This is a genomic window from Lonsdalea populi (assembly GCF_015999465.1).
GTDB lineage: Bacteria > Pseudomonadota > Gammaproteobacteria > Enterobacterales > Enterobacteriaceae > Lonsdalea > Lonsdalea populi.
In genome coordinates, this window is the sequence record NZ_CP065534.1 from 1,025,638 (window position 1) to 1,052,471 (window position 26,834).

At 57.6% G+C, this 26,834-nt stretch carries 24 protein-coding genes; 17 read left to right on the top strand and 7 right to left on the bottom strand.

The genetic code is table 11. The features are described 5' to 3' along the window. Positions 1-4 precede the first annotated feature (4 nt). From phoB to proY, 5 genes are all read left to right on the top strand, one after another. Positions 5-694, top strand: coding sequence for a phosphate response regulator transcription factor PhoB (phoB, locus tag I6N93_RS04580; protein WP_112094847.1), 690 nt, complete (start codon positions 5-7; stop codon positions 692-694). 27 nt (positions 695-721) lie between these two features. Continuing rightward, positions 722-2,047, top strand: a complete 1,326-nt coding sequence (gene phoR, locus I6N93_RS04585) for a phosphate regulon sensor histidine kinase PhoR (RefSeq protein WP_094107278.1) — start codon at positions 722-724, stop codon at positions 2,045-2,047. Positions 2,048-2,284: 237 nt separating this feature from the next. Continuing rightward, positions 2,285-3,391, top strand: coding sequence for a cobalamin-independent methionine synthase II family protein (locus I6N93_RS04590; RefSeq protein ID WP_085688471.1), 1,107 nt, complete (start codon positions 2,285-2,287; stop codon positions 3,389-3,391). A gap of 398 nt (positions 3,392-3,789) precedes the next feature. Continuing rightward, positions 3,790-5,109 carry a branched-chain amino acid transport system II carrier protein gene (gene brnQ / locus I6N93_RS04595; RefSeq protein WP_085688473.1) on the top strand — a complete coding sequence of 440 codons (1,320 nt, stop codon included), beginning with the start codon at positions 3,790-3,792 and terminating at the stop codon, positions 5,107-5,109. A 73-nt stretch (positions 5,110-5,182) separates the two neighbouring features. Next, positions 5,183-6,547, top strand: a complete 1,365-nt coding sequence (gene proY, locus I6N93_RS04600) for a proline-specific permease ProY (RefSeq protein WP_085688475.1) — start codon at positions 5,183-5,185, stop codon at positions 6,545-6,547. Between the two features lie 108 nt (positions 6,548-6,655). Here proY and I6N93_RS04605 read toward each other — a convergent pair whose 3' ends face one another. Together I6N93_RS04605 and I6N93_RS04610 are read right to left on the bottom strand one after the other, a co-directional pair. Further along, entirely contained in the window at positions 6,656-7,258 is a 603-nt protein-coding gene (locus I6N93_RS04605) for a peroxiredoxin C (protein WP_085688477.1), read from the bottom strand. A gap of 154 nt (positions 7,259-7,412) precedes the next feature. Then, a complete protein-coding gene (locus tag I6N93_RS04610; RefSeq protein ID WP_085688479.1) occupies positions 7,413-8,012 on the bottom strand; it encodes an acyl carrier protein phosphodiesterase in 600 nt (199 codons plus the stop codon). A 116-nt stretch (positions 8,013-8,128) separates the two neighbouring features. Between I6N93_RS04610 and queA the strand changes: the two genes are divergently transcribed. The 5 genes from queA (at position 8,129) to secF (ending at position 13,707) form a co-directional block, all read left to right on the top strand. Further along, positions 8,129-9,199 (top strand): tRNA preQ1(34) S-adenosylmethionine ribosyltransferase-isomerase QueA, encoded by a 1,071-nt coding sequence (queA, locus tag I6N93_RS04615; RefSeq protein ID WP_085688481.1) that lies wholly within the window; start codon positions 8,129-8,131, stop codon positions 9,197-9,199. A gap of 93 nt (positions 9,200-9,292) precedes the next feature. Continuing rightward, entirely contained in the window at positions 9,293-10,423 is a 1,131-nt protein-coding gene (gene tgt / locus I6N93_RS04620) for a tRNA guanosine(34) transglycosylase Tgt (protein WP_085688483.1), read from the top strand. Between the two features lie 93 nt (positions 10,424-10,516). Then, positions 10,517-10,852 carry a preprotein translocase subunit YajC gene (gene yajC, locus I6N93_RS04625; RefSeq protein WP_085688485.1) on the top strand — a complete coding sequence of 112 codons (336 nt, stop codon included), beginning with the start codon at positions 10,517-10,519 and terminating at the stop codon, positions 10,850-10,852. A 28-nt stretch (positions 10,853-10,880) separates the two neighbouring features. Then, positions 10,881-12,728: a protein translocase subunit SecD gene (secD, locus tag I6N93_RS04630; protein WP_085688487.1), complete on the top strand. Its 1,848-nt coding sequence runs from the start codon at positions 10,881-10,883 to the stop codon at positions 12,726-12,728. Between the two features lie 10 nt (positions 12,729-12,738). Continuing rightward, positions 12,739-13,707, top strand: coding sequence for a protein translocase subunit SecF (gene secF, locus I6N93_RS04635; RefSeq protein WP_027063691.1), 969 nt, complete (start codon positions 12,739-12,741; stop codon positions 13,705-13,707). Between the two features lie 122 nt (positions 13,708-13,829). Here secF and I6N93_RS04640 read toward each other — a convergent pair whose 3' ends face one another. Both I6N93_RS04640 and mgtA read right to left on the bottom strand, forming a co-directional pair. Beyond that, positions 13,830-14,402, bottom strand: coding sequence for a DUF3251 domain-containing protein (locus I6N93_RS04640; RefSeq protein ID WP_085688489.1), 573 nt, complete (start codon positions 14,400-14,402; stop codon positions 13,830-13,832). Positions 14,403-14,627: 225 nt separating this feature from the next. After that, the gene (mgtA, locus tag I6N93_RS04645) at positions 14,628-17,330 is read right to left on the bottom strand and encodes a magnesium-translocating P-type ATPase (protein WP_085688491.1); all 2,703 of its coding nucleotides are present in this window, start codon (positions 17,328-17,330) and stop codon (positions 14,628-14,630) included. A gap of 453 nt (positions 17,331-17,783) precedes the next feature. Here mgtA and nrdR point away from each other — a divergent pair, with 453 nt between their 5' ends. From nrdR to pgpA, 6 genes are all read left to right on the top strand, one after another. Further along, positions 17,784-18,233, top strand: a complete 450-nt coding sequence (gene nrdR, locus I6N93_RS04650; RefSeq protein ID WP_026738810.1) for a transcriptional regulator NrdR — start codon at positions 17,784-17,786, stop codon at positions 18,231-18,233. Between the two features lie 35 nt (positions 18,234-18,268). Then, on the top strand, positions 18,269-19,384 hold the full coding sequence (ribD, locus tag I6N93_RS04655) for a bifunctional diaminohydroxyphosphoribosylaminopyrimidine deaminase/5-amino-6-(5-phosphoribosylamino)uracil reductase RibD (RefSeq protein WP_085688493.1): 1,116 nt from the start codon (positions 18,269-18,271) through the stop codon (positions 19,382-19,384). Between the two features lie 119 nt (positions 19,385-19,503). Continuing rightward, on the top strand, positions 19,504-19,986 hold the full coding sequence (gene ribH, locus I6N93_RS04660; RefSeq protein ID WP_085688495.1) for a 6,7-dimethyl-8-ribityllumazine synthase: 483 nt from the start codon (positions 19,504-19,506) through the stop codon (positions 19,984-19,986). A 19-nt stretch (positions 19,987-20,005) separates the two neighbouring features. Continuing rightward, positions 20,006-20,419: a transcription antitermination factor NusB gene (gene nusB / locus I6N93_RS04665; RefSeq protein WP_085688497.1), complete on the top strand. Its 414-nt coding sequence runs from the start codon at positions 20,006-20,008 to the stop codon at positions 20,417-20,419. Positions 20,420-20,480: 61 nt separating this feature from the next. Beyond that, the gene (gene thiL / locus I6N93_RS04670) at positions 20,481-21,455 is read left to right on the top strand and encodes a thiamine-phosphate kinase (RefSeq protein ID WP_085688499.1); all 975 of its coding nucleotides are present in this window, start codon (positions 20,481-20,483) and stop codon (positions 21,453-21,455) included. Beyond that, on the top strand, positions 21,436-21,951 hold the full coding sequence (gene pgpA, locus I6N93_RS04675; RefSeq protein ID WP_085688501.1) for a phosphatidylglycerophosphatase A: 516 nt from the start codon (positions 21,436-21,438) through the stop codon (positions 21,949-21,951). Before thiL ends, pgpA begins: the two co-directional genes overlap by 20 nt. 90 nt (positions 21,952-22,041) lie before the next feature. Here the strand turns inward: pgpA and dxs are convergent, their stop codons facing one another. Genes dxs through xseB form a run of 3 tightly spaced genes read right to left on the bottom strand, consistent with a single transcriptional unit; the run spans position 22,042 to position 25,099 of the window. After that, the gene (gene dxs / locus I6N93_RS04680) at positions 22,042-23,904 is read right to left on the bottom strand and encodes a 1-deoxy-D-xylulose-5-phosphate synthase (protein ID WP_085688503.1); all 1,863 of its coding nucleotides are present in this window, start codon (positions 23,902-23,904) and stop codon (positions 22,042-22,044) included. Between the two features lie 33 nt (positions 23,905-23,937). Beyond that, positions 23,938-24,849, bottom strand: coding sequence for a (2E,6E)-farnesyl diphosphate synthase (gene ispA, locus I6N93_RS04685; protein WP_085688505.1), 912 nt, complete (start codon positions 24,847-24,849; stop codon positions 23,938-23,940). A gap of 7 nt (positions 24,850-24,856) precedes the next feature. Next, complete coding sequence (xseB, locus tag I6N93_RS04690; protein WP_085688507.1) at positions 24,857-25,099, bottom strand: exodeoxyribonuclease VII small subunit; 243 nt, start codon at positions 25,097-25,099, stop codon at positions 24,857-24,859. 235 nt (positions 25,100-25,334) lie between these two features. Here xseB and thiI point away from each other — a divergent pair, with 235 nt between their 5' ends. Then, positions 25,335-26,783 carry a tRNA uracil 4-sulfurtransferase ThiI gene (gene thiI / locus I6N93_RS04695; RefSeq protein ID WP_085688509.1) on the top strand — a complete coding sequence of 483 codons (1,449 nt, stop codon included), beginning with the start codon at positions 25,335-25,337 and terminating at the stop codon, positions 26,781-26,783. The last annotated feature ends 51 nt before the right edge of the window (positions 26,784-26,834 follow it).

Genomic DNA, 26,834 nt, shown 5'->3' on the forward strand with positions numbered 1-26,834 from the left:
AACGATGGCAAGACGCATTTTGGTAGTAGAAGATGAGGCGCCTATCCGCGAGATGGTGTGTTTCGTTCTGGAACAGAACGGCTATCAGCCCGTAGAAGCCGAAGATTACGATAGCGCGGTCAATCGCCTGTCGGAACCTTACCCTGAGCTGGTATTGCTGGATTGGATGCTCCCCGGTGGTTCTGGTTTGCAGTTCATCAAACACATGAAGCGTGAAACGTTGACCCGCGATATTCCCGTCATGATGCTGACCGCGCGCGGCGAAGAGGAAGACCGCGTCAAAGGTCTGGAAGTCGGCGCGGACGATTACATTACCAAACCGTTCTCCCCCAAAGAGCTGGTGGCGCGTATCAAGGCGGTGATGCGCCGCATCTCTCCGATGGCCGTTGAAGACGTGATCGAGATGCGCGGTCTCAGCCTGGACCCTTCGTCGCATCGCGTCACCACCGAGGACCGGGCGCTGGATATGGGGCCGACCGAGTTCAAACTATTGCATTTCTTTATGACTCACCCGGAACGGGTATATAGTCGGGAACAATTGCTGAACCATGTCTGGGGCACGAATGTCTATGTCGAAGATCGCACCGTCGATGTTCATATACGCCGCCTGCGTAAAGCGCTGGAAGCCAGCGGGCACGACAAAATGGTGCAGACAGTACGGGGAACCGGTTACCGATTCTCGACGCGCTACTGATCCCGGCCGCTGTGGAGACAACCTCACGTGTTAGAACGCTTATCCTGGAAAAGGCTGGCGGCGGAGCTGGCGATCTTCTGCCTTCCCGCGCTGCTGCTGGGAATGATATTCGGTTATCTGTCGTGGTTCTTGCTGGCGGCGGTGCTGTCCGCCCTGTGCTGGAATAACTATAACCAGCTGCGCCTTTCTCACTGGCTCTGGATTGACCGCAGTATGACGCCGCCTCCCGGTCGCGGCAGCTGGGAGCCGTTGCTTTACGGCCTGTATCAAATGCAGTTGCGCAGCCGTCGTCGTCGTCGCGAGCTTGCGGTGCTGATCAAACGCTTTCGCAGCGGGGCGGAGTCGCTCCCCGATGCGCTCGTCATCACGACGGAAGAGGGCGCGATCATTTGGTGTAACCGTCTGGCTCAACATTTGCTGGGGCTGCGCTGGCCCGATGACAGCGGGCAGAATGTGCTCAACCTCCTTCGCTATCCTGAATTCTCCCGCTACATGCAGTCTCAGTCGTTTGAGCGTCCGCTAACTCTGCAACTGAACAACGGTCACCACGTTGAGTTTCGGCTAATGCCTTACTCCGAAGGCCAAACGATGATGGTGGTGCGCGACGTCACACAGATGCATCAACTGGAAGGCGCTCGCCGCAACTTTTTCGCCAACGTGAGCCACGAACTGCGTACTCCGCTCACCGTATTGCAAGGGTATCTGGAGATGATGCACGACGGTCCGATGGACGAGCCGTTGCAGGCCAGGGCGCTCAATACCATGCAAGAACAGACGCGGCGGATGGAGGGGCTGGTGAAACAGCTGCTGACGCTCTCCCGTATTGAAGCGGCCGCGGCCATCAACCTCAACGAAAAAGTCGATATTCCGCTGATGCTGCGGGTGTTGCAGCGCGAAGCGCAAACCTTGAGTCAGGGGAGGCACGAAATTGTCTTTCACGTGAACGAACAGCTGAGGGTGTTCGGGAATGAAGAGCAGTTGCGCAGCGCCGTCTCCAATCTGGTCTATAACGCCATCAACCATACGCCGGAGGGGACTCGGATTGAGGTGACCTGGCAGCGGACGTCGCAGGGCGCGCAATTCCAGGTCAGCGACAACGGTCCAGGCATCGCGCCGGAGCATCTGCCCCGGTTGACGGAACGCTTTTACCGCGTGGACAAGGCGCGTTCGCGCCAGACGGGCGGTAGCGGTTTGGGGTTGGCCATTGTTAAACATGCGCTTAGCCATCACGATACGCGACTGGACATTCTCAGTGACTTGGGGGCCGGCTCTCGATTTTTGTTTACGCTACCCAACCGTCTGATTGTGACAGCGCCATCTCCTCAGCCTCATTCGACGCCTTCCTCGTTGTAATCCCAGCGGGTCATCGGTAAAGCGATGACCCGCTCAGAGAGAGCCGCTGTGTGCCTTTTACTCCATGAAACGCCGTTACGCGCAATGAAAACTATTCTATTGTTGAATGACGCAATTCATGTCAGGATGACGTCATTGTGGCCGTCTGGACATCTGATTCAAGTGCGGCAATCTACGCTATCTTACTAACCCGTCTGTTGCGGTCAGCCACCGCCAGCAGCGACTCAGGAGTTAAACATGACACAACCGAAACCGCCGTTCCGTGCTGATGTTGTGGGCAGTTTGCTGCGCCCGGCGGCGATCAAGCAGGCGCGCCAGCAATGGCAGGCGGGTGAAATCGATGCGGCGCAGCTGCGCGAAGTGGAAGATCGCGAAATTCTGCACGCCGTTGAGCGTCAGAAAGCGGTGGGGCTACAGGTGGTCACCGACGGCGAATTTCGCCGGTCTTGGTGGCACTTCGATTTCTTCGAAGGGCTGGAAGGGGTTGAAGGCTATGAAGCCGACCACGGCATTCAGTTCAACGGTATTCAGACCAAATCCCGCAGTATCAAAGTCACGGGAAAAGTCGGGTTCAATCCGCGCCACCCGATGCTGGGCGACTTTCGCTATCTGAACGGCATTGCGGGAGACGCCGCCGCCAAAATGACGATCCCAAGCCCCAGCGTGTTGCACTTCCGGGGTGGTCGCGCCGCAATTGACAGCTCCGTTTATCCGACGTTAGACGCCTATTTTGACGACCTGGCTCAGACCTGGCACGACGCTATCCAGGCATTTTACGATGCGGGCTGCCGCTATTTGCAGCTGGACGACACCGTGTGGTCGTATCTCTGCTCCGAAGATCAGAAGCGCCAGATCCGCGAACGCGGGGAAGATCCTGACGTCCTCGCCAGCACCTATGCGCGCGTGCTGAATCAGGCGCTGGCCAACAAACCGGCGGATTTGGTGATGGGTTTGCACGTGTGCCGGGGCAATTTCCGTTCCACCTGGATCGCCGAAGGCGGCTATGAGCCCGTCGCCAGCATCCTGTTCGGCGAAGTGAACGTGGATGAATTCTTCCTGGAATATGACACGGAGCGGGCGGGCGGCTTCGAACCGCTGCGCTTTATTCGTCCGGGCCATCAGCAGGTGGTGTTAGGGTTGATCACGACCAAAAACGGCGAGCTGGAGGCGGTGGCCGACGTGGAGAAGCGGATCGCTGAAGCCGCGCAATACGTCGCGATGGATCAGCTCTGCCTGAGTCCGCAATGCGGTTTTGCTTCTACGGAAGAGGGGAATACTCTGTCCGAAGCCGAGCAGTGGGAAAAGCTAAAGCGAGTCGTGGAGATCGCTAAACACGTGTGGTGACGCCGTATAACCTCTGTTTTTATAACGCCGATATGGGATGTCGGCGTTTTTTATATAAATCAGTTTTGTTTATGGCTGAATTTAGCGCAGAGCGGCATGAAAGTGCCATATTATTGCTCTGGATGGGGCTTAAATGCACAAATCATGTGTTAGCCAATAAAGAAAAACTAACCACATTCACTGAATATTATAAATAATTTAGTTCGATATTCTGCTTTTATAATCTCGCCTTGTATTTTTTCGCTATAAACGGTTTACTTAGCCACCACAAACGCTGTGTGGAAAATAACCATCCCTATACTTCTGCGCACCATCCGAAATCAAGAGCGGATCCATACCGGCGACGACCCCGTTCCGGTCTCTTTTCAGTACGTTTTACAGGCAACACGACATACGTTATGAATTATCGTTTAAAAACCAGAGATATCGTGGCATTAGGTTTTATGACCTTTGCCTTGTTTGTTGGCGCGGGTAACATTATTTTCCCGCCCATCGTCGGACTGGAAGCGGGTCCTCACGTCTGGATCGCTGCTCTAGGCTTCCTGATCACCGCCGTGGGTCTACCTGTGATCACCGTCGTTGCGCTGGCGCGCGTGGGCGGCGGGATCGACGCCCTGAGTACGCCGATTGGCCGAAAAGCCGGCATCGTGCTGGCGACGGTCTGCTACCTCGCCGTGGGGCCGCTGTTCGCGACGCCGCGCACCGCGACCGTCTCCTTTGAAGCCGGTATCGCGCCGCTGGTCGGCTCCGGCGGCGTGCCGCTGCTGGTTTATAGCCTCGCCTACTTCGCCATTGTCATCGGTATTTCCCTGTATCCCGGCCGTCTGCTGGATACCGTCGGACATATTCTGGCGCCGGTAAAAATCATCGCGTTAGGCATTCTCGGGATCTCAGCGCTGCTGTGGCCTGCCGGTTCGTCCATTCCGCCTGCGGAAGCGTATCAAACGATGCCGTTCTCCAGCGGTTTTCTGAATGGCTACATTACGATGGACACGCTGGGCGCGATGGTGTTCGGTATCGTGATCGTTAACGCGGCCCGTTCGCGTGGCGTCACCGATGCTAAGCTGCTTACGCGATATACCGTTATGGCCGGTTTGATTGCCGGTATCGGTCTTGCGCTGGTTTATCTGAGTCTGTTCCACCTGGGAGCGCATAGCGGTCAGCTGATCCCGGAAGCTCAGAACGGCGCAGAGATTCTGCATGCCTACGTGCAATACACGTTCGGTAACATGGGCAGCGCGTTCCTGGCGATACTGATTTTCGTAGCCTGTCTGGTGACGGCGGTGGGGCTGACCTGCGCCTGCGCGGAGTTCTTCGCCGAATATCTGCCGCTCTCATACCGCACGCTGGTCTTTATTTTGGGGCTGTTCTCCATGATGGTGTCCAACCTGGGCCTGAGCCATCTCATCCAGTTGTCTATTCCGATCCTGACCGCGATTTACCCACCCTGTATCGTGCTGGTAATGCTGAGTTTTACCCTGCGCTGGTGGAATAACAGCAATTATATCGTCGCGCCCACCATGCTGATCAGTCTGGTCTTCGGCGTGATTGATGGCGTAAAATCGTCGGCCTTTGCTTACTGGTTGCCTGAGTGGGTGAACTACCTGCCGCTGAGTAAGCAAGGGCTGGCCTGGCTATTGCCGTCGCTGGTCGTGTTGCTGGTGGCTGCCGCCTACGATCAGCTTATCGCGCGACAGACAGTGGCAATGCGTACTTAGTACGGCAAGAGGGATTTGCACCACAGGCTTCGGCCTGTGGTTTTTTCGTTTGTAAAACAGGATTGCTTTAAATATGGAACAAGAGTCCAAGCTCAAGCGTGGCTTAAGTGCGCGGCACATCCGTTTTATCGCCTTAGGTTCGGCGATAGGAACCGGTCTGTTTTATGGCTCCGCCAGCGCCATCCAGATGGCGGGCCCCAGCGTTCTGCTGGCTTATCTCATCGGCGGCGTGGCGGCGTATATCATCATGCGCGCGCTCGGTGAGATGTCGGTCAACGATCCTCAGGCCAGCTCCTTTTCGCGCTACGCCCGTGATTACCTCGGTCCCATGGCCGGCTACATCACCGGATGGACCTATTGCTTCGAAATGCTGATTGTGGCGATTGCCGACGTCACGGCGTTCGGCATCTATATGGGCGTCTGGTTTCCTGCGGTGCCGCACTGGGTCTGGGTGCTGAGCGTCGTGCTGATCATCGGGGCGATAAACCTGATGAACGTGAAGGTCTTCGGCGAACTGGAGTTCTGGCTGTCCTTCTTTAAAGTCGCGACCATCATCCTGATGATTGCCGCGGGTATCGGCATCATTGTCTGGGGGATAGGCAACGGCGGCGAACCGACCGGTATTCATAACCTCTGGACCAACGGCGGCTTCTTCAGCAACGGGGTGATGGGGATGATACTGTCGCTGCAAATGGTGATGTTTGCCTACGGCGGCGTGGAAATTATTGGCATCACCGCCGGTGAAGCGCAGGATCCGCGTAAATCCATCCCGCGAGCCATCAATTCCGTGCCCTGGCGCATTCTGGTGTTCTACGTCGGGACACTGTTCGTCATCATGTCTATCTATCCGTGGAATCAGGTTGGCACCAGCGGCAGTCCGTTCGTGATGACCTTCCAGCACATGGGCATCAATGCCGCCGCCGGTATTTTGAATTTCGTGGTGATCACCGCGTCGCTGTCGGCAATCAACAGCGATGTGTTCGGGGTCGGGCGGATGCTGCACGGCATGGCTGAACAGGGCCATGCGCCGAAAGTGTTTATGCGTCTGTCCCGTGGCGGTATTCCGTGGGTGACGGTGGTGGTGATGATGGTGGCGCTGTTGGCGGCTGTCTATCTGAACTACATCATGCCTGAGAAAGTGTTCCTGGTTATTGCTTCCCTGGCGACCTTCGCCACGGTGTGGGTGTGGATTATGATCCTGTGTTCCCAAATCGCCTTCCGCCGCAAGCTGAGCCGTGAACAGACTAAAACGCTGGCGTTCCCGCTGCCGGGCGGGTCGCTGACTTCTTCGGTCGGGATTGTTTTTCTGGTGTTTATCATCGGCCTGATCGGCTACTTCCCGGATACGCGTATCTCGCTGTATGCAGGTTGCCTGTGGATTGCGCTGTTGCTGGCAGGGTACTTTGTCTTCCTGCGACGCAAAGCCGCTTCCGCCTGATAACCGAAGGCCGGACGATATCACCGAATGGCTCGGTCCGGCTTGAACTACAGTCGATAAAAAACCCGCGGGGACCACCGCGGGTTTTAGACGTTACAGGCCGTTGAATTACAGCTTATTGGCGTTCTGAGACAGGTATTTGGCGACGCCGTCCGGCGACGCGCCCATGCCTTCTTCACCCTTCACCCACTGCGCCGGACACACTTCGCCGTGCTCTTCGTGGAACTGCAGGGCATCGACCATACGCAGCATTTCATCAACGTTACGGCCCAGCGGCAGATCATTGACCACCTGATGGCGCACGATGCCGTTTTTATCGATCAGGAAAGAACCGCGCAGAGCGACGCCTGCATCCGGGTGCTCGATGCCGTAGGCTTTCTGAATTTCGCGCTTGATGTCTGCCACCATCGCGTATTTCACTTCGCCAATGCCGCCTTTATCGATAGGGGTGTTACGCCAGGCATTATGGACGAACTCGGAGTCGAAGGAGACGCCGACGACTTCAACGCCGCGCTTCTGGAACTCTTCATAACGATGGTCGAAGGCGATCAGTTCTGAAGGGCAGACGAAGGTAAAATCCATCGGCCAGAAGAAGATGACGGCCGGTTTACCGTTGATATGCTCTTTCAGGTTGAAACTTTCAACGATCTCTCCGCTGCCTAAAACGGCGGCGGCAGTGAAATCGGGGGCGGGACGAGTGACCAGAATCATAATAACTCCCGTGGTGATAAATGAGTGAAGCGGAGGGAAATAAACCTTATTGAGTATAGGTATTTCGCCGGGGTGAATAAAGGGAATGTCGGCCAATCAATGAGATAGGTTTCATCTATTACATCAATTGGCATTGCTTTTCGACATCGGCCGGTTAGCCCCGCGCTGACGATGACCGCCGTCCGCTTTTTACGGTCTCCATCATGACGGGATAGAACTGCCAGAACAGCGTTTCAAACTGATGATAGTGGCGCTCAATATCGTCGAAAGAGCCCGCCAGCGCCGCCAGCCGCGGACGGCGCAGCGCCATTCGGTACAGGACCTCGCCGATGAACGGAAGCTCGGCATAGCGCTCCAGCCAACGTTCGGTCCACAGATAGCTGTTCAGATTGCGGAAACGCTCCGGGGTCTCCGACAGATGCGGTTCTATCTCACGGCGAGCGTCGGAGACGAATTGCGACAATGCGACGTGTGGAGACAGTGTCGTCCAGTTTAGCGCCAGGAAATGGTCCCACAGCACGTCGAGCGTAATCGGCGCGACGCGGCGATGATCGGCGCTGAAATAGCGGCACGCGGCACGGACTTCCGGCAGACTGTCCGTCAGGCCGTCGATTCGGCGGTGTAGCCGAATGCCGGCGACGATCTCGTCGGAAAAAATGCCGTCGGGATTGCCGCGCACAAAGTCAGCCATCAGGTTTCCCAGCAGGGAGCTGTCGGCCAGCGTGGCTAAATGGAGATGGGCGAGAAAATTCATCCCGGCAGTATAAGTGCAATTCCTCCCGCAGACCGCTTATTTCTTGCAGCCGGTCGTTCCCGGCTCTAGACTAGGCCGCCTCTTTTTCCCTCTGTCAGATAGCTAAGTGAATAGTCATGCGTGTTGCCGATTTTTCGTTTGAACTCCCTGAGTCTCTTATCGCCCATTATCCCCAGGCGCAGCGTAGCGCGTGCCGTCTGTTGTCGGTGGATGGGCCGAGCGGAGAGACGTCTCTGGGCATCTTTAGCGATTTATTGGACAAGCTGGAACCCGGCGACCTGCTGGTTTTCAACAATACGCGCGTGATCCCCGCCCGACTGTTCGGACGCAAAGCGAGCGGCGGTAAGCTGGAAGTTCTGGTAGAGCGCGTACTGGACGAGCATCGCGTGCTGGCCCATGTGCGCGCCTCGAAGGCGCCTAAGCCGGGCGCGGAGCTGGTGCTGGGCGAGGATGAAAGCGTGGCGGCCACAATGCTGTCCCGTCAGGATGCATTGTTTGAAATCCGTTTCGACGATCCGCGCGACGTGTTGACCATCCTCAACGATATCGGCCACATTCCACTGCCGCCGTATATTGGCCGCCCTGATGAGGAGGCCGACCGGGAACTGTATCAGACCGTCTACAGCCAGCGTCCCGGCGCAGTCGCGGCGCCAACTGCCGGTCTGCACTTCGACGAGCCGCTGCTGGCGGCGCTGCGCAAGAAGGGCATCGAAATGGCCTTCGTCACCCTGCATGTGGGCGCGGGCACTTTCCAGCCGGTGCGGGTGGACAGCATTGAAGATCACGTTATGCACGCCGAGTATGCGGAAGTCCCCCAGGATGTCGTGGATGCCGTGCTGGCGTGTAAAGCGCGCGGCAACCGGGTGATCGCCGTCGGCACCACCTCCGTGCGTTCGCTGGAGAGCGCTGCGCAGACCTGTTCCGACGCCGTCATCGCGCCATTTTTCGGTGATACCCGCATCTTTATCTATCCCGGCTACCACTATCGCGTCATCGATGCGCTGGTGACCAATTTCCACCTGCCGGAGTCCACGTTGATCATGCTGGTCTCCGCTTTCGCCGGCTATCGCCACACCATGAACGCCTATCGTCAGGCCGTGGCGGAGCAGCTACGCTTTTTCAGCTACGGTGATGCGATGTTTATCACGCGCAATCCCAAGGCAGAACAGGAACACGTCGGCGAATAATCCGACGATTACCGGCGGCATAGGCCGCCAGCAGTCCCTTTTTAGAGGTCATCAACAACGACATCAGACTGTTTCTCTGGTGCTGGAGGTTAAGTGAAGTACGAATTGTTTACGACGGATGGTCGTGCCCGCCGCGGACGACTGGTGTTTGAGCGTGGCGTAGTCGAGACCCCGGCTTTTATGCCGGTGGGGACATACGGCACGGTGAAAGGCATGACGCCGGAAGAAGTGAAAGAGACGGGCGCGCAGATCATTCTGGGCAACACGTTCCACCTGTGGCTGCGCCCGGGTCAGGAGATTATGAAGCTGCACGGCGACCTGCACGACTTCATGCAGTGGCAGGGACCGATTCTGACCGACTCCGGCGGTTTCCAGGTGTTCAGCCTGGGCGATATCCGCAAGATCACCGAAGAAGGCGTGCATTTTCGTAACCCGATCAACGGGGATGCGATCTTCCTCAGTCCGGAAAAATCCATGGAGATCCAGCACGACCTGGGATCGGATGTCGTGATGATTTTCGACGAATGCACGCCATATCCCGCCGACTGGGACTACGCCAAACGCTCGATGGAAATGTCGCTGCGCTGGGCGAAGCGTTGCCGTCGGCGCTTCGACGAACTGGGCAACGGCAATGCGTTGTTCGGCATCGTGCAGGGCAGCGTTTACGAAGATTTACGAGATGTGTCGGTAAAAGGGCTGGTAGACATTGGTTTTGATGGGTACGCTGTGGGCGGCCTGGCGGTCGGTGAGCCGAAAGCGGATATGCATCGCATTCTGGAACACGTCTGCCCTCAGCTTCCGGAAGACAAGCCCCGTTACCTGATGGGCGTTGGAAAGCCTGAAGATTTGGTGGAAGGCGTGCGACGCGGCGTGGATATGTTCGATTGCGTGATGCCGACCCGCAACGCCCGCAATGGTCACCTGTTTGTGACCGACGGCGTGGTGAAAATTCGCAACGCCAAACATAAGGATGATACCGCGCCGCTGGATGCCGAATGTGATTGCTATACATGCCGCCATTACAGCCGCGCTTATCTGCATCATCTTGATCGCTGTAACGAAATACTCGGCGCACGTCTCAATACCATCCATAATTTGCGCTATTATCAGCGGCTGATGGCTGGTTTACGCCAGGCTATCGAAGACGGTAAATTGGACGACTTTGTCGCCGCATTTTACCAGCGTCTTGGTAAGCCGGTTCCGCCGGCGATTGACGCAGTATAAGTCGTATTAGCAGTATGAGGGCGGTGGCGGACGTCGCTCCCTTGACGTTATTTGGTTTGATCACTTTTTCGTTTTTATAAAGAGGAAACTTACATGAATCTTTTCATTTCCGATGCCGTTGCAGCAACAGCGGGGGCTCCGGCGCAGGGAAGCCCTTACTCTCTGATCATCATGCTGGTCGTGTTCGGTCTGATTTTTTACTTCATGATCCTGCGTCCTCAGCAAAAGCGCGCCAAGGAACACAAAAAGTTGATGGACTCCATCAGCAAAGGGGATGAAGTGCTGACTAACGGCGGCCTGGTCGGTCGTGTGACCAAAGTCTCCGAGAATGGCTACATCGCCATCGAACTGAACGAAAACAACGAAGTCGTGATCAAACGTGATTTCGTCGCCTCCGTGCTGCCGAAGGGTACGATGAAAGCCCTGTAATTTTTGCCTTTTCCCAAAGGGAACTACCGTGTTAAACCGTTATCCTTTGTGGAAGTACATCATGCTGATCGTGGCCGTTCTCATCGGTCTGCTGTATGCGCTTCCTAACCTATATGGTGAGGATCCGGCGATTCAGATCACTGGCGCGCGAGGTGCCGCCGCCAGTGAATCGACGCTGGTCCAGGTCCAGAATGTCTTAAAAGAACAGAATCTTTCCAGCAAGTCGATCGCGCTCGAAAACGGCGCGATACTGGCTCGTTTCTCTAACCCTGACGTACAGCTCCGCGCTCGTGAAGCGCTGCTGGGCGAGCTGGGCGACAAGTTCGTGGTTGCGCTCAACCTGGCTCCCGCGACCCCGCAGTGGCTGAGAGTGCTCGGCGCTGAACCCATGAAGCTGGGGCTCGACCTGCGCGGCGGCGTGCACTTCCTGATGGAAGTTGATATGGATACCGCGCTGGGCAAGCTGCAGGAACAAACCATGGATTCCCTGCGCAGCGACCTGCGCGAGAAAAACATTCCTTACGCCTCCGTCCGCAAGAGTGATAATTACGGCGTCGAAATTCGCTTCCGCGACGGTGATACCCGTAATCAAGGCGTCAGTTACCTGACGTCCCGCCACCGCGATCTGGTGATCAACGCCAACGGCGACGCCACGCTGCGTGCGGTTATGAGCGATGCGCGACTGAGCGAAGCCCGCGAGTATGCGGTCCAGCAGAACATCAACATTCTGCGTAACCGTGTGAACCAGTTGGGCGTCGCCGAGCCGTTGGTTCAGCGTCAGGGCGCCGACCGTATCGTCGTCGAACTGCCCGGTATTCAGGATACGGCGCGCGCGAAAGAAATCTTGGGCGCGACGGCGACGCTGGAGTTCCGTTTGGTCAACTCAAACGTGGATTCGACGGCTGCCGCCAGCGGTCGCGTACCGGGTGACTCGGAAGTGAAACAGATGCGTGAAGGCGGTCCTGTCGTGCTGTACAAGCGCGTGATCCTGACCGGCGACCATATCACGGACTCCACGTCCAGCTCCGACGAATACAATCGCCCTCAGGTCAACATCTCTCTGGACAGCGCCGGCGGCAACATCATGTCCGACTTTACCAAGGACAACATCGGCAAACTGATGGCGACGCTGTTCGTGGAATACAAGGACAGCGGTAAGAAAGACGCCAACGGCCGCGCGATTTTGGAGAAACAGGAAGAGGTCATCAACGTCGCGACCATCCAGTCTCGTCTGGGCAACAGCTTCCGTATCACCGGTATCAACAATCCGAACGAAGCGCGTCAGCTGTCGTTGCTGCTGCGCGCCGGCGCGCTGATTGCGCCGATTCAGATCGTCGAAGAGCGGACCATTGGCCCGACGTTGGGGATGCAGAACATCACTCAGGGTCTGGAAGCCTGCCTGTGGGGCCTGATCGCCTCCATCGTGTTCATGGTGGTCTACTACCGTAAATTCGGGATTATCGCGACTACCGCGCTTATCGCTAACCTGGTGCTGATTGTCGGGATTATGTCTCTGCTGCCCGGCGCGACGCTCACCATGCCGGGGATTGCCGGTATCGTGCTGACGCTGGCGGTGGCGGTTGATGCGAACGTGTTGATCAACGAACGTATCAAGGAAGAGCTGAAAAACGGTCGAACGGTGCAACAGGCGATCCATGAGGGTTACAAAGGCGCGTTCTCCAGTATCGTGGATGCGAACGTGACGACCCTGATCACTGCCGTGATCCTGTATGCGGTCGGTACCGGCTCGATCAAAGGCTTTGCCATCACCACGACGATCGGGGTTGCGACCTCGATGTTTACGGCGATTGTCGGTACCCGTGCCATCGTAAACCTGCTTTACGGCGGTAAACGCATTAACAAGCTGTCTATCTGAGGAGTGCGTTGTGGCACAGGAATATACTGTTGAGCAACTCAACTACGGCCGTAAAGTCATCGACTTTATGCGCTGGGACAATCTGGCGTTCCTGATTTCCGGGATTCTGCTGGTGATTTCTCTGGTGCTGATCGGCGCCCGCGGCTTCAACTGGGGACTGGATTTCACTGGCGGTACGGTGATTGAAATTCACCTGGAAAAACCGGGCGATCTGGACGAAATGCGTCAGGCGCTGGAGAAAGCCGGCTTTGCCGATCCGCTGGTTCAGAACTTCGGCAGCAGCCGCGACGTGATGGTGAGAATGTCGCCGAACGTCGGCAACTCCGGGCAGGAGCTGGGCAATCAGGTGTTGAACGTGATTAACCAGAGCACCTCCCAGCACGGCGAAGTGAAGCGTATCGAGTTCGTTGGACCGAGCGTCGGTAACGATCTGGCGCAGGCGGGCGGCATGGCGCTGCTGGCGGCGCTGATCTGCATCCTGATCTACGTCGGCTTCCGTTTCGAATGGCGGTTGGCGCTGGGTGCGGTTATCGCATTGGCGCATGACGTCATCATCACGCTGGGCGTGCTGTCGCTGTTTCAGATCGAAATCGATCTGACGATTGTGGCCTCGCTGATGTCGGTCATCGGCTACTCGCTGAACGACAGCATCGTGGTCTCCGACCGTATCCGTGAGAACTTCCGTAAGATCCGCCGCGGTACGCCGTATGAGATCATGAACGTGTCGCTGACGCAAACGCTGAGCCGTACCATCATGACGTCCGCCACCACGCTGGTGGTGGTGCTGATGCTGTATATCTTCGGTGGTGCGATGCTGTCGGGCTTCTCGCTGGCGATGCTGATCGGCGTCTCCATCGGTACGGTGTCTTCCATTTACGTCGCGTCCGCACTGGCGCTGAAGCTGGGCATGAAGCGCGAGCACATGATTCAGCAAAAAGTCGAGAAAGAGGGAGCGGACCAGCCGTCGCTGTTACCGTAACGCTCTATTTCGATATGAAAAAACCCGCCTTTCACGGCGGGTTTTTTTTGGCTTGTGCCACGGTTCCGGGCAGAAGGCGCGGGCAAGATGGTGCCCGCTATCCCGGCTATCAAGGCGGTTCATCAGTGCGCTGGTGAGGACATGGGGTTTGGCCGCGGCACAGCCGCGGCCTTCTCGATATCGTACAGGCGAATAAAACCCAGCTGTTCGGGGGATAGGCCGGTCAGGCGCAGCGCGATCGCGGCCTCCCATTTAGGGAGCAGCGTTTGCGTCACGGCGAAGGATTGGGTTTGCGCGCCATCCGTCAGCGGTTTTCCCGACGCGTCCAGTTCGCCCCAGTCCAGATGGGCGCGGAAATTCGGCAGGGTTCCGCCGTCGAGCAGTCGGATATGCAACTGGGCGTGCGTCCCGCTGGCTTCTTGCGAAACATGGCTCAGAGAGACGCTGAGTCGGCCGATCGCGCTGTCCACCAACGCATAATTTTTGGCTGCCGGCAGCAGATAAACCCCCGTGTCGGAGTGCGCGTTCAAGGCATTTTGGCGTTTGAGCGCCACGGCCTGCTTGGCGAGCGTTTGCAACCGTTGATTCAACTGACTGATTTCTTGCTGCACCTGGGGCAACGGTTGCTGTTGGGCGCAGCCTGCCAGCGCGATCAACGTTGGCAGCAAAGTAAGCAGACGGAAACGGGCGGTCATGAAAGAGTCTCCTTGAGAAACGGCGGTATATCCTGGACGGAGAAAACGTCGCCGCATTAAGTCAGGCGCCGAGTTGGCGTCATCGCCAGATAAGTGTTCTGCGACAGATAATAGCGGATGCGGAACAAAAACGGAGCATCGGCAGAAAGCGGCGGGACAGAAACCCGAGAGGGGAAAAGGCTGCGCCCGCAGGAGGGAAGCGGGCGCAGCCGTTGCGTCGGCCGGTTACTGCCGGCCGTAACGGCGAGCGAAGAAGCCTTTCATCGCCTGCGTCAGCATCATGTAGCCGCAAAGAATGGCGATGAGCCATGGGAAATAGCTCAGAGGCAGCGGCTGCAGTTCCAGGAACCCGGCCAGCGGTGAGAAGACCAGCGCGATCCCCGTCGCCATAATCAGCAGCGTCATCATTGCCAATGGCCATGACGGACGGCTCTGGATAAACGGAATTTTACGGGTACGGATCATATGCACGATCAGCGTCTGCGACAGCAGCCCTTCAATGAACCAGCCGGACTGGAACAGGGTTTGCATCTCCGGCGTGTTGGCCTGAAATACCCACCACATCAGAGAGAACGTCATCACGTCGAAAATAGAGCTGATCGGGCCGAAGAACACCATGAAACGACCAATATATCCGGCATCCCAGCGCTGCGGGCGGTGAATCTGCTCATCGTCCACGTTATCGAACGGGATAGCGATCTGCGAAATATCGTACATCAGGTTCTGGATCAGCAGATGCAGCGGCAGCATGGGCAGGAACGGGAGAAACGCACTGGCGATCAGCACGCTGAACACGTTGCCGAAGTTGGAGCTGGCGGTCATCTTGATGTATTTCAACATGTTGACGAAGGTTCGACGGCCTTCAATCACCCCTTTCTCCAGCACCATCAGGCTTTTCTCCAGCAGGATGATATCGGCGGCCTCCCGGGCGATGTCCACGGCGGAGTCGACGGAGATGCCGATGTCCGCCGCCCGCAGAGCCGGGGCATCGTTAATGCCGTCCCCCATGAAGCCGACGACATGTCCCTGCGCTCGCAGCAGACGCACAATCCGCTCTTTGTGCATTGGCGTCAGCCGGGCGAACAGCGTAGTGGTTTCTGCCTGAGCCGAGAGTTGCTCGTCGGTCATCTCGTCGAGACGGCTGCCGAGCAGCGTCTTCGAACAGTCGATGCCGACGTCGCGGCATACCTTGGCGGCCACGAGCTCACTGTCCCCGGTCAGGATTTTGACCGCGATCCCGCTGTTGTTCAGCGATTTCAACGCGGGCGCGGTGCTCTCTTTCGGCGGATCGAGGAACGCGATATAGCCTTCCAGAATCAGATCGGACTCATCCACGCGGGCATGATCCCGCGGCTCGGCGTCGATCATCTTGCTGGCGACGGCCACGATTCGCAGGCCCTGGCGATTCCAATCGTCGGTGAGATGGCGGATCCGCAGCAGCCGGTCCTCATCCAGCACCATGGTCTCTTCACCGATTCGCACGGAGGAACAGACGCTCAGCATTTCCTCCAGCGCGCCTTTGCAAATCAGCTGATGCTCCCGATCGTTTTCGGCGACGACGACAGACATCCGGCGGCGTTCGAAGTCGAACGGGATTTCATCCACCTTGCTCCAGCGGGAGAGGACATCATGCTGCTCTTTGTCGGAAATACCTTCCAATACGGCCTGATCGAGCAGGTTTTGCAGCCCGGTTTGGTGGGCGCTGTTCAGCCACGCCAGGCGCAGCACCTTTTGACTGCGGCGTCCAAAGGCATCGGTATGACTTTCCAGCGCGATGCGATCCTGCGTCAGCGTGCCGGTCTTGTCGGTGCACAGAAGATTCATCGCGCCGAAGTTGTGAATAGCGTCCAGACGTTTGACGATCACGTTCTGACGAGAGAGTTTGACCGCGCCTTTCGCCAACGTTGAGGTGACGATCATCGGCAGCATTTCCGGCGTCAGCCCCACGGCGACCGACAGCGCGAACAGCGCCGCCTCCCACCAGTCGCCTTTGGTGTAGCCGTTGATGACCAGCACGATGGGCGTCATCACCATCATAAAGCGGATCAGCAGCCAGCTGACGCGGCTGATGCCCTGCTGAAAGGCGTTTTCCTGCTCGGGCTGATTCGTCACTCGGTCCGCCAACTGGCCGAACCAGGTGTTGGCGCCGGTGCCGATCACTATCGCCTGCGCCGTACCGCTAATCACGTTAGTGCCCATGAAGCACAGCGTGTCGCTTTCCAGCGCCGGAGCGTTTTTCGCCAAGCGACTTTGCGCGACTTTTTCGACGGGCAGCGACTCGCCGGTCAACGAGGCCTGACTGATAAACAGATCGCGCGCTTGTAGCACGCGCAGGTCGGCCGGGATCATGTCGCCGGCCGCCAGCTTGACGATGTCGCCCGGCACCAGCTGATCCATCGGGATGTCCTGATACTCGCTGCGTCCGGTCTGATCATCGCATCGCAGGACGGTGGCGGTATTGCTGACCATCGCCTTCAGCGTATCCGCGGCTTTTCCTGAACGGGCTTCCTGAATAAAGTGCAGCAGCGTCGAAATCAGCACCATCAGCCCAATGACCAGTGCCGCGGTCAGATCTTCCGTGGCGTAGGAAATTAGCGCCAGCAGCGTCAGCAACAGATTGAAAGGGTTGCGATAGCAGCGCCACAAATGCAGCCACCAGGGCGCGGCCTGTTCGCCGGGGATCTTATTTTCACCGTAGGTCAGTCGTGCCTGTCGGACTTCATTAGGCATCAGCCCTTCGGGATGGCTGTCAAAAGCCTGATAAAGCGCTTCTTCACTCTGCCAGGCGTAGTGATGACACTGACGGGCGAGACGCTCCGGAATCTCATTCGCCTGGCCGTCCGGCATGGGTGAGCGATGAAACAAACGAGAAGGCAGATGGCGGCTAATTTGGGCGAGCCATTGCCGGGTGAGGCGTGTAAATAGCATAACAGTCCCTCCGCCACGACGGAGTGACGTCGCGGCGTGCTGACGCGCAGGGGTCATTCACCGGCGCATCGGTTTTTAACAACAGCAGGGACGATTTATGAACGTCGCTGCCTTACTGATCGGTCGGTAAGGCAGCGAGAAAAGCGGGGGCTGCCTTACCGAAGAAGTCCTGCCTGCGCAGGGTGAGGTTCGGGTTCCATTCAATTTCTCCGGTGGTCGATGCCATCCCAGGCGACGCGATCGTGCGGTCGGGAGGCGAGTTTCAGCTCAGGCGAAAGCCGTAAACGGCAGGCGCCATTATGCGGAGTCACAACTTAGCAGATTGATCCTCAACCCAATCTAAACCGATGTCTGGAGGGCGCTTGTGGCCGCGTCGCGCCATATGGAGGCTGGGTTAGGCGCTGAATTCAGGGTAAACTGTTCTTATGATAAACGGAGGGAGCGGGAAAGGTTATGCATTGCCCATTTTGTTCTGCAGTTGATACCAAAGTGATTGATTCCCGGTTAGTTAGTGAGGGAGCACAGGTACGTCGACGTCGTCAGTGTCTGGTCTGCAACGAACGTTTTACCACCTTCGAAGTGGCGGAACTCGTGATGCCTCGTATCATCAAAAGCAACGATGTGCGGGAGCCCTTCAATGAGGACAAACTGCGCAGTGGTATGCAGAAAGCGCTGGAAAAACGGCCGGTCAGCTCCGATGACGTAGAGATGGCGATTAACCATATCAAATCGCAGCTGCGCGCCACCGGAGAACGAGAAGTTACCGCCAAGATGCTGGGTAATCTGGTGATGGATGCGCTGAAAAAGCTGGATAAGGTTGCCTACATCCGTTTCGCCTCGGTTTACCGCAGCTTTGAAGATATCCGAGAATTCGGGGAAGAGATCGCCCGTCTGCAGGATTAACCTCCGTCAGTCGGCGCTGAGAAGAGAGACTGGGAATGACACTACCGTCGGATGAATTTTATATGGCCCGGGCGCTGGAACTGGCGCGCCGGGGCCGTTTCACCACCGCGCCCAATCCCAACGTAGGCTGCGTGATCACCCGCGACGGCGAGATCGTCGGCGAAGGCTATCACCAGAAGGCGGGCGGTCCTCATGCGGAAGTTCACGCGCTGAGCATGGCCGGTGAATGCGCGCGCGGCGCAACGGCTTACGTCACGTTAGAACCCTGTAGTCATCACGGGCGTACACCGCCCTGCGCGGATGCGCTGATCGCCGCCGGCGTGAAACGGGTTGTCGCCGCGATGCAGGATCCCAATCCACAGGTCGCCGGACGCGGGCTGACGCGATTGCATCAGGCCGGTATTGACGTCAGCTACGGCGTGATGGCGGCGGAAGCCGAGCAGCTTAATCGCGGTTTCTCCAAACGTATGCGCACCGGACGGCCCTTCGTACAGCTCAAAATGGCGGCGTCTCTGGATGGCCGCACGGCGATGGCTTCCGGCGAAAGCCGGTGGATCACGTCACCGCAGGCGCGCCAGGACGTACAGCGTTTTCGCGCCGAAAGCGCCGCTATCCTGAGCAGCAGCGCGACCGTGCTGGCGGACGATCCTTCTCTGACAGTGCGTTGGGAAGAGTTCGATCCCGAGATGCAGCGGGCGTATCCGCAGGATCAGCTGCGTCAGCCCGTCCGGGTGATTGTCGACAGCCAGGAGCGTGTCACGTTTCGTCATCGTCTGATTCAGCAGCCCGGGTCGACCTGGCTGGCACGTCGTCAGGCCGATGCGCAGGCATGGCCGTCGTCGGTAGAACAGTTGGCGCTGCCGTTGCAGGGCGAAGGGATCGATTTGGTGGCGTTGATGCTGCTGCTGGGCAAACGCGAGATCAACTCGGTGTGGGTCGAAGCGGGCGCGCGGCTGGCCGGTGCGTTGCTGCGCGCCAATGTGGTGGACGAAGTGCTGCTCTACCTCGCGCCTAAGCTGCTGGGAGAGGCGGCGCGTCCGCTCTGCGTCTTGCCGGGATTGTCCCAGTTGTCCCAGGCGCCTGAGTTTTCGCTGGCGCAGGTGGCGCAGGTGGGTCCCGATCTGCGCGTGACGCTTAAACCGCAGTCTTGAGGCGGCAGTACAGGCGTTTCGCTGAACAACATATCGGCTGACAAAACCGGACACGGCGCCGGAAGAATATGATAGAATCCGCCCCCCTGCGGGGCACTTAAACCAGTCAAAGGAAAGCTATGAACGTTATTGAAGGTGTTGTTGCGACGCCTAACGCCCGCGTGGCGATTGCCATTGCCCGCTTCAACCATTTCATCAACAACAGCCTGTTAGAAGGCGCCGTTGACGCTCTGAAACGCATCGGCCAGGTGAAGGAAGAGAACATCACCGTGGTATGGGTGCCGGGAGCCTACGAACTACCGCTAGCGGTACGCGCGTTGACCAAAAGCACTCAAAACGGCGGTTACGATGCCGTGGTAGCGCTGGGAACGGTGATCCGTGGTGGGACAGCCCATTTTGAATTTGTGGCTGGCGAATGCAGCTCAGGTTTGTCGCAGGTTGCCATGAACAGCGACATTCCCGTGGCTTTCGGCGTACTGACGACGGAAAGCATTGAGCAAGCTATCGAACGCGCCGGCACCAAAGCGGGCAATAAAGGCGCAGAAGCTGCGTTGACCGCGCTTGAAATGATTAATGTATTACACGCTATCCAGCAAGCCTGATTAAGTAAGGGGTATTTCCGTGAAACCTGCTGCTCGTCGCCGCGCCCGTGAATGTGCGGTTCAAGCGCTTTATTCCTGGCAGTTATCTAAAAACGATATTGCCGATGTTGAACTACAATTCCTGAGCGAGCAGGATGTCAAAGGCGTTGACATCACCTATTTCCGCGAGCTGTTGACCGGGGTAGCGACGCAGGCCGAGCGTATGGATGAGTTAATGACGCCATATCTGTCCCGCAAGCTGGAAGAGCTGGGTCAGGTGGAAAAAGCCATCCTGCGTCTGGCGATCTTTGAACTGAGCCGTCGTGACGATGTGCCGTATAAGGTGGCCATCAATGAAGCCATCGAACTGGCTAAAGTGTTCGGCGCTGAAGACAGCCATAAGTTTGTCAACGGCGTGTTGGATAAAGCTGCCCCGCACCTGCGTAAAAAATAAGTCATTCGGGACCGGATTACCCGTCCCGCAAGTTTGAGCTTCGGTACAGTCTGGACGAAATATGGTTGCTGGTGAATTCGATCTGATTGCCCGTTATTTTGACCGGGTGAGAACAACGCGCCGGGACGTTGAACTGGGCATTGGAGACGACTGTGCGTTGCTGACGGTGGCTGATAAAATGCAGCTGGCGGTCAGTACGGATACCCTGGTGGCCGGCGTACACTTCCTGCCGGACATCGATCCGGCGGACTTGGCCTACAAATCGTTGGCCGTCAATCTGAGCGATCTTGCCGCTATGGGCGCCGATCCGGCATGGGTATCCCTCGCCTTGACGCTGCCGTCTATCAACAGCGGCTGGTTGGAGGCCTATAGCAACAGCCTGTTCGAACTGCTCGATTACTACGATATGCAACTGGTCGGTGGCGACACCACCCGCGGTCCGCTTAGTATTACCCTGACGATTCAGGGACTGGTGCCCGCCGGACGCGCCCTGCGGCGCGATGGCGCACACGTCGGCGACTGGATCTACGTCACGGGGACGCTGGGCGACAGCGCTGCGGGTCTGGCTATTTTGCAGGATCGCCTGCAGGTCGAGGACGACGAAAGGCGACGCTACCTGTTGCAACGTCATCTGCGGCCTCAGCCGCGCATTTTGCAAGGGCAGGCGCTACGTGGTCTAGCGCATTCCGCCATCGACCTGTCCGACGGTCTGGCTTCCGATCTTCGCCATATTCTTACCGCCAGCGAATGCGGCGCGCACATCAATCTGGATAGGCTACCGTATTCTGATGCGCTGGCACAGTCGGTAAATGCCGATTGCGCCAGACGTTGGGCGTTAGGCGGGGGAGAGGATTACGAACTGTGCTTCACCGTGCCGGAGCTAAATCGCGGCGCGATAGATGTGGCGCTTAGCCACCTGGGCGTGCGCTATACCTGCATCGGACAGATGTGTCCGGCTGCCGAAGGGCTGCGCTTCTTCCAACACGACGAACCTGTCGACATCGACCTCAAAGGCTATGACCACTTTGGTGAGTGAAAATAAAGGCTCGCGTGAGGCGAAAGGTCGCCTGCGAATGCTGAACCCGTGGCATTTTCTGGCGACCGGGCTGGGCAGTGGATTATCACCCTGGATGCCGGGAACGGTAGGATCATTGGCAGCGATCCCGCTGTGGTATCTGATGATTTTGTTGCCGTGGCAGCTGTATTCTCTGTTGGTCATGCTCGGCATCGGCATCGGCGTTTACCTCTGTCAGCGTACCGCGAAAGATATGGGCGTTCACGATCACGGCAGTATTGTGTGGGACGAATTCGTCGGGATGTGGATTACGCTGATGGCCCTGCCTTCCATGCATTGGGGTTGGGTGGCGGCAGGTTTTGTGCTGTTCCGTCTTCTTGATATCTGGAAGCCGTGGCCCATCCGCTGGTTTGACCGTAACGTGCATGGTGGCATGGGGATTATGGTCGATGATGTGATTGCCGGCGTGGCGGCGGCGGCCATGATCTATCTGTTGGGTCACGCTCAGCCGTGGTAAGCGCGCGCCACCGCGAGCCTGCTTGATTAGATTCCGAATATACCCCGCTGACGCCGCTGCGTCGGCGGGGTATAAGCGCTGAGTCTGAGATCAGGCCAGCCACTCCCGGATACGTTGTTCAATACCCGCCGCATCCAGTCCCAGATCGGCGCGTACCTCCTGCTGCGAGCCCTGAGAAATAAACCGATCCGGCAGGCCAAGATTCAGCACCGACACGGGTCGGCGCTTCGTCATCACCCACTCGTTCACGCCGCTGCCTGCTCCCCCCATTACCGCATTCTCTTCCAGCGTCACCAGCGCGTCGTGGTTTGCCATCAGCGTTTCAAGCAGCTCGACGTCCAACGGTTTGACGAAACGCATATCCACCAGCGTCGCATTCAGCTTTTCGGCCGCCTCACTCGCTTCAGGCAGCAGCGTCCCGAAGTTGAGAATGGCCAGCTTCCCGCCTTCGCGACGCACGATGCCTTTGCCGATCGCAATTGATTCCAGCGGCGTCAGTTCTATGCCCAGACCATTGCCGCGCGGATAGCGAACGGCCACCGGCCCGTCCTGATAGTGATAGCCGGTGTGCAGCATAAGACGACATTCATTCTCGTCGCTCGGCGTCATGATCACCATATTAGGGATGCAGCGCAGGAATGAGAGGTCGAATGCGCCTTGGTGCGTCGGCCCATCGGCACCCACGATACCGCCGCGATCGATAGCGAACAGGACCGGTAGCTTCTGAATCGCGACGTCGTGAATGACCTGATCGTAGGCCCGCTGCAAAAAGGTGGAGTAGATCGCGACGACCGGTTTGTAGCCGCCAATCGCCAGTCCGGCGGCGAAGGTCACCGCATGCTGTTCGGCGATGGCCACGTCGAAATACTGTTTGGGATATTGGCGGGAGAACTCGACCATCCCGGAGCCTTCCCGCATGGCTGGCGTGATCGCCATTAGCTTGCTGTCGCCCGCAGCGGTCTCTGTCAGCCACTGACCGAAGATTTTGGAGTAGGTTGGCAGCCCTTCCTTGCTCTTTGGCAGCATCCCGCTGGCCGGGTCGAATTTAGGCACGGCGTGCCAGCTGATCGGGTCCTGTTCGGCGGGCGCATAGCCACGGCCTTTCTTGGTCATGATGTGCAGCAACTGCGGCCCTTTCAGGCCCCGCATGTTTTTCAGCGTCTGCGTTAGTACATTGACGTCGTGACCGTCGATGGGACCAATGTAGTTGAAGCCCAACTCCTCGAACAGCGTGCCGGGGACGACCATTGCCTTGAGATGCTCTTCGGTGCGCCGCACCAGCTCTTTGATGGGCGGCACGCCGGACAGCACTTTTTTGCCGCCTTCGCGCAGCGTGGTGTAGAGCTTGCCGGACAGCAGCTGCGCCAGATGATTGTTCAAGGCACCCACGTTTTCGGAAATCGACATCTCATTATCGTTGAGCACCACCAGCATATCCGGGTCGATATCTCCCGCGTGGTTCATGGCTTCAAACGCCATGCCCGCGGTGATGGCGCCGTCGCCGATGACGCAGACGGTCCGCCTGCCCAGGCCTTCACGGTCGGCGGCGACCGCCAGGCCGATGCCGGCGCTGATGGAGGTGGAGGAGTGGCCGACGCTCAGTACATCGAATTCGCTCTCTTCACGCCAGGGGAACGGGTGCAGGCCGCCTTTCTGCCGGATGGTCGCGATACGATCGCGCCGGCCGGTCAGGATTTTGTGCGGATAGGCCTGATGGCCAACGTCCCAGATCACGCGATCAAACGGGGTGTTGTAGACGTAGTGCAGGGCTACCGTCAATTCCACCGTCCCGAGACCGGAGGCAAAATGCCCGCTTGAACGGCTGACGCTGTCCAGCAGATATTGCCGAAGCTCATCGCACAGTTTCGGCAGACTTTCTTTGGGCAGCAGGCGCAGTTCGTCCGGGGTTTCCACCAGCGCCAGCGTGGGATATTTCGCTATATCAAGGGTCATCGGATACTCATTAAGCGGTGTCTTATGTTGAAATTATTTATCGCGTTCAACGATGTAACTCGCCAGCGCCTGCAGCGGCGCAACGTCCAGCGTAATGGAACTGACTTTGACCAGATCGTCCAGCGCCTCCAGCGAGTCCTGATAGAGACGCCGCGCCTTGTCTTTCGCCTCATCCAACCCCAGTAGCCCCGGATAGGTACTTTTACCCAGTTGCTGATCGGCTCCCTGGCGTTTGCCGGTGGTGGCGCTGTCGCCGATGACATCCAGAATGTCATCCTGTACCTGAAAAGCTAATCCGATGGCGGCAGCGTAGCGGTCGAGACAGGGCAAAGCCTGCCGGCCCGCTTCGCCTGCGGCCAGAGCGCCCATCCGTATGGCTGCTCGAATCAGCGCCCCGGTTTTATGGCTGTGGATCTGTTGCAGCGAGGCCAAATCGACCTGGTGCCCTTCGGCGACCAAATCCAGCGACTGGCCACCACACATGCCCGCGACGCCGCTGGCCTGCGCCAGCTCGGAGACCATCGCCAGACGGTCGCGGTCGCTAACCTGCGGCATCGGCGCATCGGCCAGAATCGAAAACGCCAGCGTTTGCAGCGCGTCTCCAGCCAGGATCGCGCTGGCTTCGCCGAAACGAATGTGGCAGGTCGGCTGCCCGCGGCGCAGATCGTCGTTGTCCATGGCAGGCAGGTCGTCATGAATCAATGAGTAGGCGTGTATGCACTCGACGGCCGCCGCTGGCGCGTCCAGGCTTTCCCGCTTTAGGCCGAAAAGCTGTCCGGTCGTATACACCAGAAACGGACGCAGCCGTTTACCCCCCAGTAATGCCCCATAGCTCATGGCATCAACCAGAGGAGTATTCTGAAATGGCAGAGCGGCGATGAACTGACTCAGCGTGGCGTCCGTGCGCTGATGGTGGGCACGCAGTTGCTCAAAGAATTCTGTCATGGCGTGACTACTCGTTATCCGGAGTAAAAGGCGTCAAGGCCGCTTCGGGTTCATCGTTAAGCAGGATTTGTACGCGTTGCTCCGCCTGCTGCAGCTTCAACTGGCCTTGTCGCGCAAGTTGAATACCTTGTTCGAACGCCTGCAGCGCCTCTTCCAACGGCAGATCGCCCGACTCAAGGCGGGCGACAATCTGTTCCAGCTCACTTAGCGAGCTTTCGAAACTCACGGGTGGTTCGTTTTTTTTCGGCATAGTCGGTTCTGGGTCCTGTTCCTTCGTATCGGAGCGCAAAAGGGGGCGTAGCTCGTCGTTCCGCATCGTGCATTCGTGCGGTTAAGACGCGCCGTATGCCGCAATTAAGTGATATACTCCGCGCCCTGGATGCTATTGGGAAGATTGCCGGAGCAACGGCGACATTGCCAATAACGTGATTTTAGCCTTAGGGTAAAATTATTTACGCCTTTACGATCAAGTAACGACAGCCACCATGAAGTTTATCATTAAATTGTTCCCGGAAATCACCATCAAAAGCCAATCTGTGCGGTTGCGCTTTATCAAAATCCTCACAGGGAATATCCGAAACGTTTTAAAACAGTATGATGAAACGCTGGCGGTTGTCCGTCACTGGGATCATATCGAAGTTCGTGCTCAAGACGAAAGCCAGCGCCTTATTATACGTGATGCCCTGACGCGTATCCCGGGGATTCACCACGTCCTCGAAGTGGAAGAACACGACTATACCGATCTGCACAATATCTTCGAGCAAACGCTGGACATGTACCGCGATCAGGTGGAAGGCAAAACCTTCTGCGTGCGCGTCAAACGGCGCGGCAAGCACGACTTCAGCTCTCAGGACGTCGAGCGTTACGTCGGCGGCGGCCTGAACCAGCACATCGAGAGCGCGAAGGTCAATCTGACCTCGCCGCAGGTCACCGTGCATCTGGAAATCGAGCAGGATCGCCTGCTGCTGATCAAAGGCCGCTACGAAGGCATCGGCGGCTATCCGATCGGTACGCAGGAAGATGTCCTGTCGTTGATTTCGGGCGGCTTCGACTCCGGCGTGTCCAGCTACATGCTGATGCGCCGCGGTTGCCGAGTGCACTACTGCTTCTTCAACCTGGGCGGCGCGGCGCATGAGATAGGCGTAAAGCAGGTGGCCCACTACTTGTGGAACCGCTTCGGCAGCTCGCATCGCGTTCGCTTTGTCGCCGTCGATTTTGAACCGGTAGTCGGCGAAATTCTTGAGAAAGTCGACGACGGCCAGATGGGCGTGGTGCTGAAACGCATGATGGTGCGGGCGGCATCGAAAGTGGCTGAACGCTACGGCGTGCAGGCGCTGGTGACCGGCGAAGCGCTAGGACAGGTGTCCAGCCAGACGCTGACCAACCTGCGTATGATCGACAACGCGACGGATACGTTGATTCTGCGTCCGCTGATCTCGCACGATAAAGAACACATCATCAATATGGCGCGTCAGCTGGGCACCGAAGACTTTGCCAAGACCATGCCGGAGTATTGCGGCGTGATCTCGAAGAACCCAACGGTCAAAGCGGTGAAAGCCAAAATCGAGCACGAAGAGAGCCAGTTCGACTTCGATATTCTCGATCGCGTCGTGAGCGAAGCCCGTAATCTGGATATTCGCGAAATTGCCGAGCAGACCACGCAGGAAGTGGTGGCGGTCGAAACGGTGGATGCATTCGCCGCTAACGATATCCTGCTGGACATTCGCTCTCCGGATGAACAGGACGATCGCCCGCTGTCGCTGGAACAGATCGATATCAAGTCGTTGCCGTTCTACAAACTGGCGACCCAGTTCGGCGATCTGGACCAGAGCAAAACCTATCTGCTCTACTGCGAACGCGGTGTGATGAGCCGTTTGCAGGCGCTCTATTTGCGCGAGCAGGGCTTTGATAACGTGAAGGTTTATCGCCCCTGAATCCGGTTACTCGATAGAAAAAAGGCGCCCCGGCGCCTTTTTTCATGCCTG

Excerpts from the sequence above, each read along its gene's own strand:
- phoB (WP_112094847.1), top strand. The coding sequence starts at position 5 with ATGGCAAGACGCATTTTGGTAGTAGAAGATGAGGCGCCTATCCGCGAG.
- I6N93_RS04590 (WP_085688471.1), top strand. The coding sequence starts at position 2,285 with ATGACACAACCGAAACCGCCGTTCCGTGCTGATGTTGTGGGCAGTTTG.
- brnQ (WP_085688473.1), top strand. The coding sequence starts at position 3,790 with ATGAATTATCGTTTAAAAACCAGAGATATCGTGGCATTAGGTTTTATG.
- proY (WP_085688475.1), top strand. The coding sequence starts at position 5,183 with ATGGAACAAGAGTCCAAGCTCAAGCGTGGCTTAAGTGCGCGGCACATC.
- I6N93_RS04605 (WP_085688477.1), bottom strand. The coding sequence starts at position 7,258 with ATGATTCTGGTCACTCGTCCCGCCCCCGATTTCACTGCCGCCGCCGTT.
- I6N93_RS04610 (WP_085688479.1), bottom strand. The coding sequence starts at position 8,012 with ATGAATTTTCTCGCCCATCTCCATTTAGCCACGCTGGCCGACAGCTCC.
- queA (WP_085688481.1), top strand. The coding sequence starts at position 8,129 with ATGCGTGTTGCCGATTTTTCGTTTGAACTCCCTGAGTCTCTTATCGCC.
- yajC (WP_085688485.1), top strand. The coding sequence starts at position 10,517 with ATGAATCTTTTCATTTCCGATGCCGTTGCAGCAACAGCGGGGGCTCCG.
- I6N93_RS04640 (WP_085688489.1), bottom strand. The coding sequence starts at position 14,402 with ATGACCGCCCGTTTCCGTCTGCTTACTTTGCTGCCAACGTTGATCGCG.
- mgtA (WP_085688491.1), bottom strand. The coding sequence starts at position 17,330 with ATGCTATTTACACGCCTCACCCGGCAATGGCTCGCCCAAATTAGCCGC.
- nrdR (WP_026738810.1), top strand. The coding sequence starts at position 17,784 with ATGCATTGCCCATTTTGTTCTGCAGTTGATACCAAAGTGATTGATTCC.
- ribD (WP_085688493.1), top strand. The coding sequence starts at position 18,269 with ATGACACTACCGTCGGATGAATTTTATATGGCCCGGGCGCTGGAACTG.
- ribH (WP_085688495.1), top strand. The coding sequence starts at position 19,504 with ATGAACGTTATTGAAGGTGTTGTTGCGACGCCTAACGCCCGCGTGGCG.
- thiL (WP_085688499.1), top strand. The coding sequence starts at position 20,481 with ATGGTTGCTGGTGAATTCGATCTGATTGCCCGTTATTTTGACCGGGTG.
- pgpA (WP_085688501.1), top strand. The coding sequence starts at position 21,436 with ATGACCACTTTGGTGAGTGAAAATAAAGGCTCGCGTGAGGCGAAAGGT.
- dxs (WP_085688503.1), bottom strand. The coding sequence starts at position 23,904 with ATGACCCTTGATATAGCGAAATATCCCACGCTGGCGCTGGTGGAAACC.
- ispA (WP_085688505.1), bottom strand. The coding sequence starts at position 24,849 with ATGACAGAATTCTTTGAGCAACTGCGTGCCCACCATCAGCGCACGGAC.
- xseB (WP_085688507.1), bottom strand. The coding sequence starts at position 25,099 with ATGCCGAAAAAAAACGAACCACCCGTGAGTTTCGAAAGCTCGCTAAGT.
- thiI (WP_085688509.1), top strand. The coding sequence starts at position 25,335 with ATGAAGTTTATCATTAAATTGTTCCCGGAAATCACCATCAAAAGCCAA.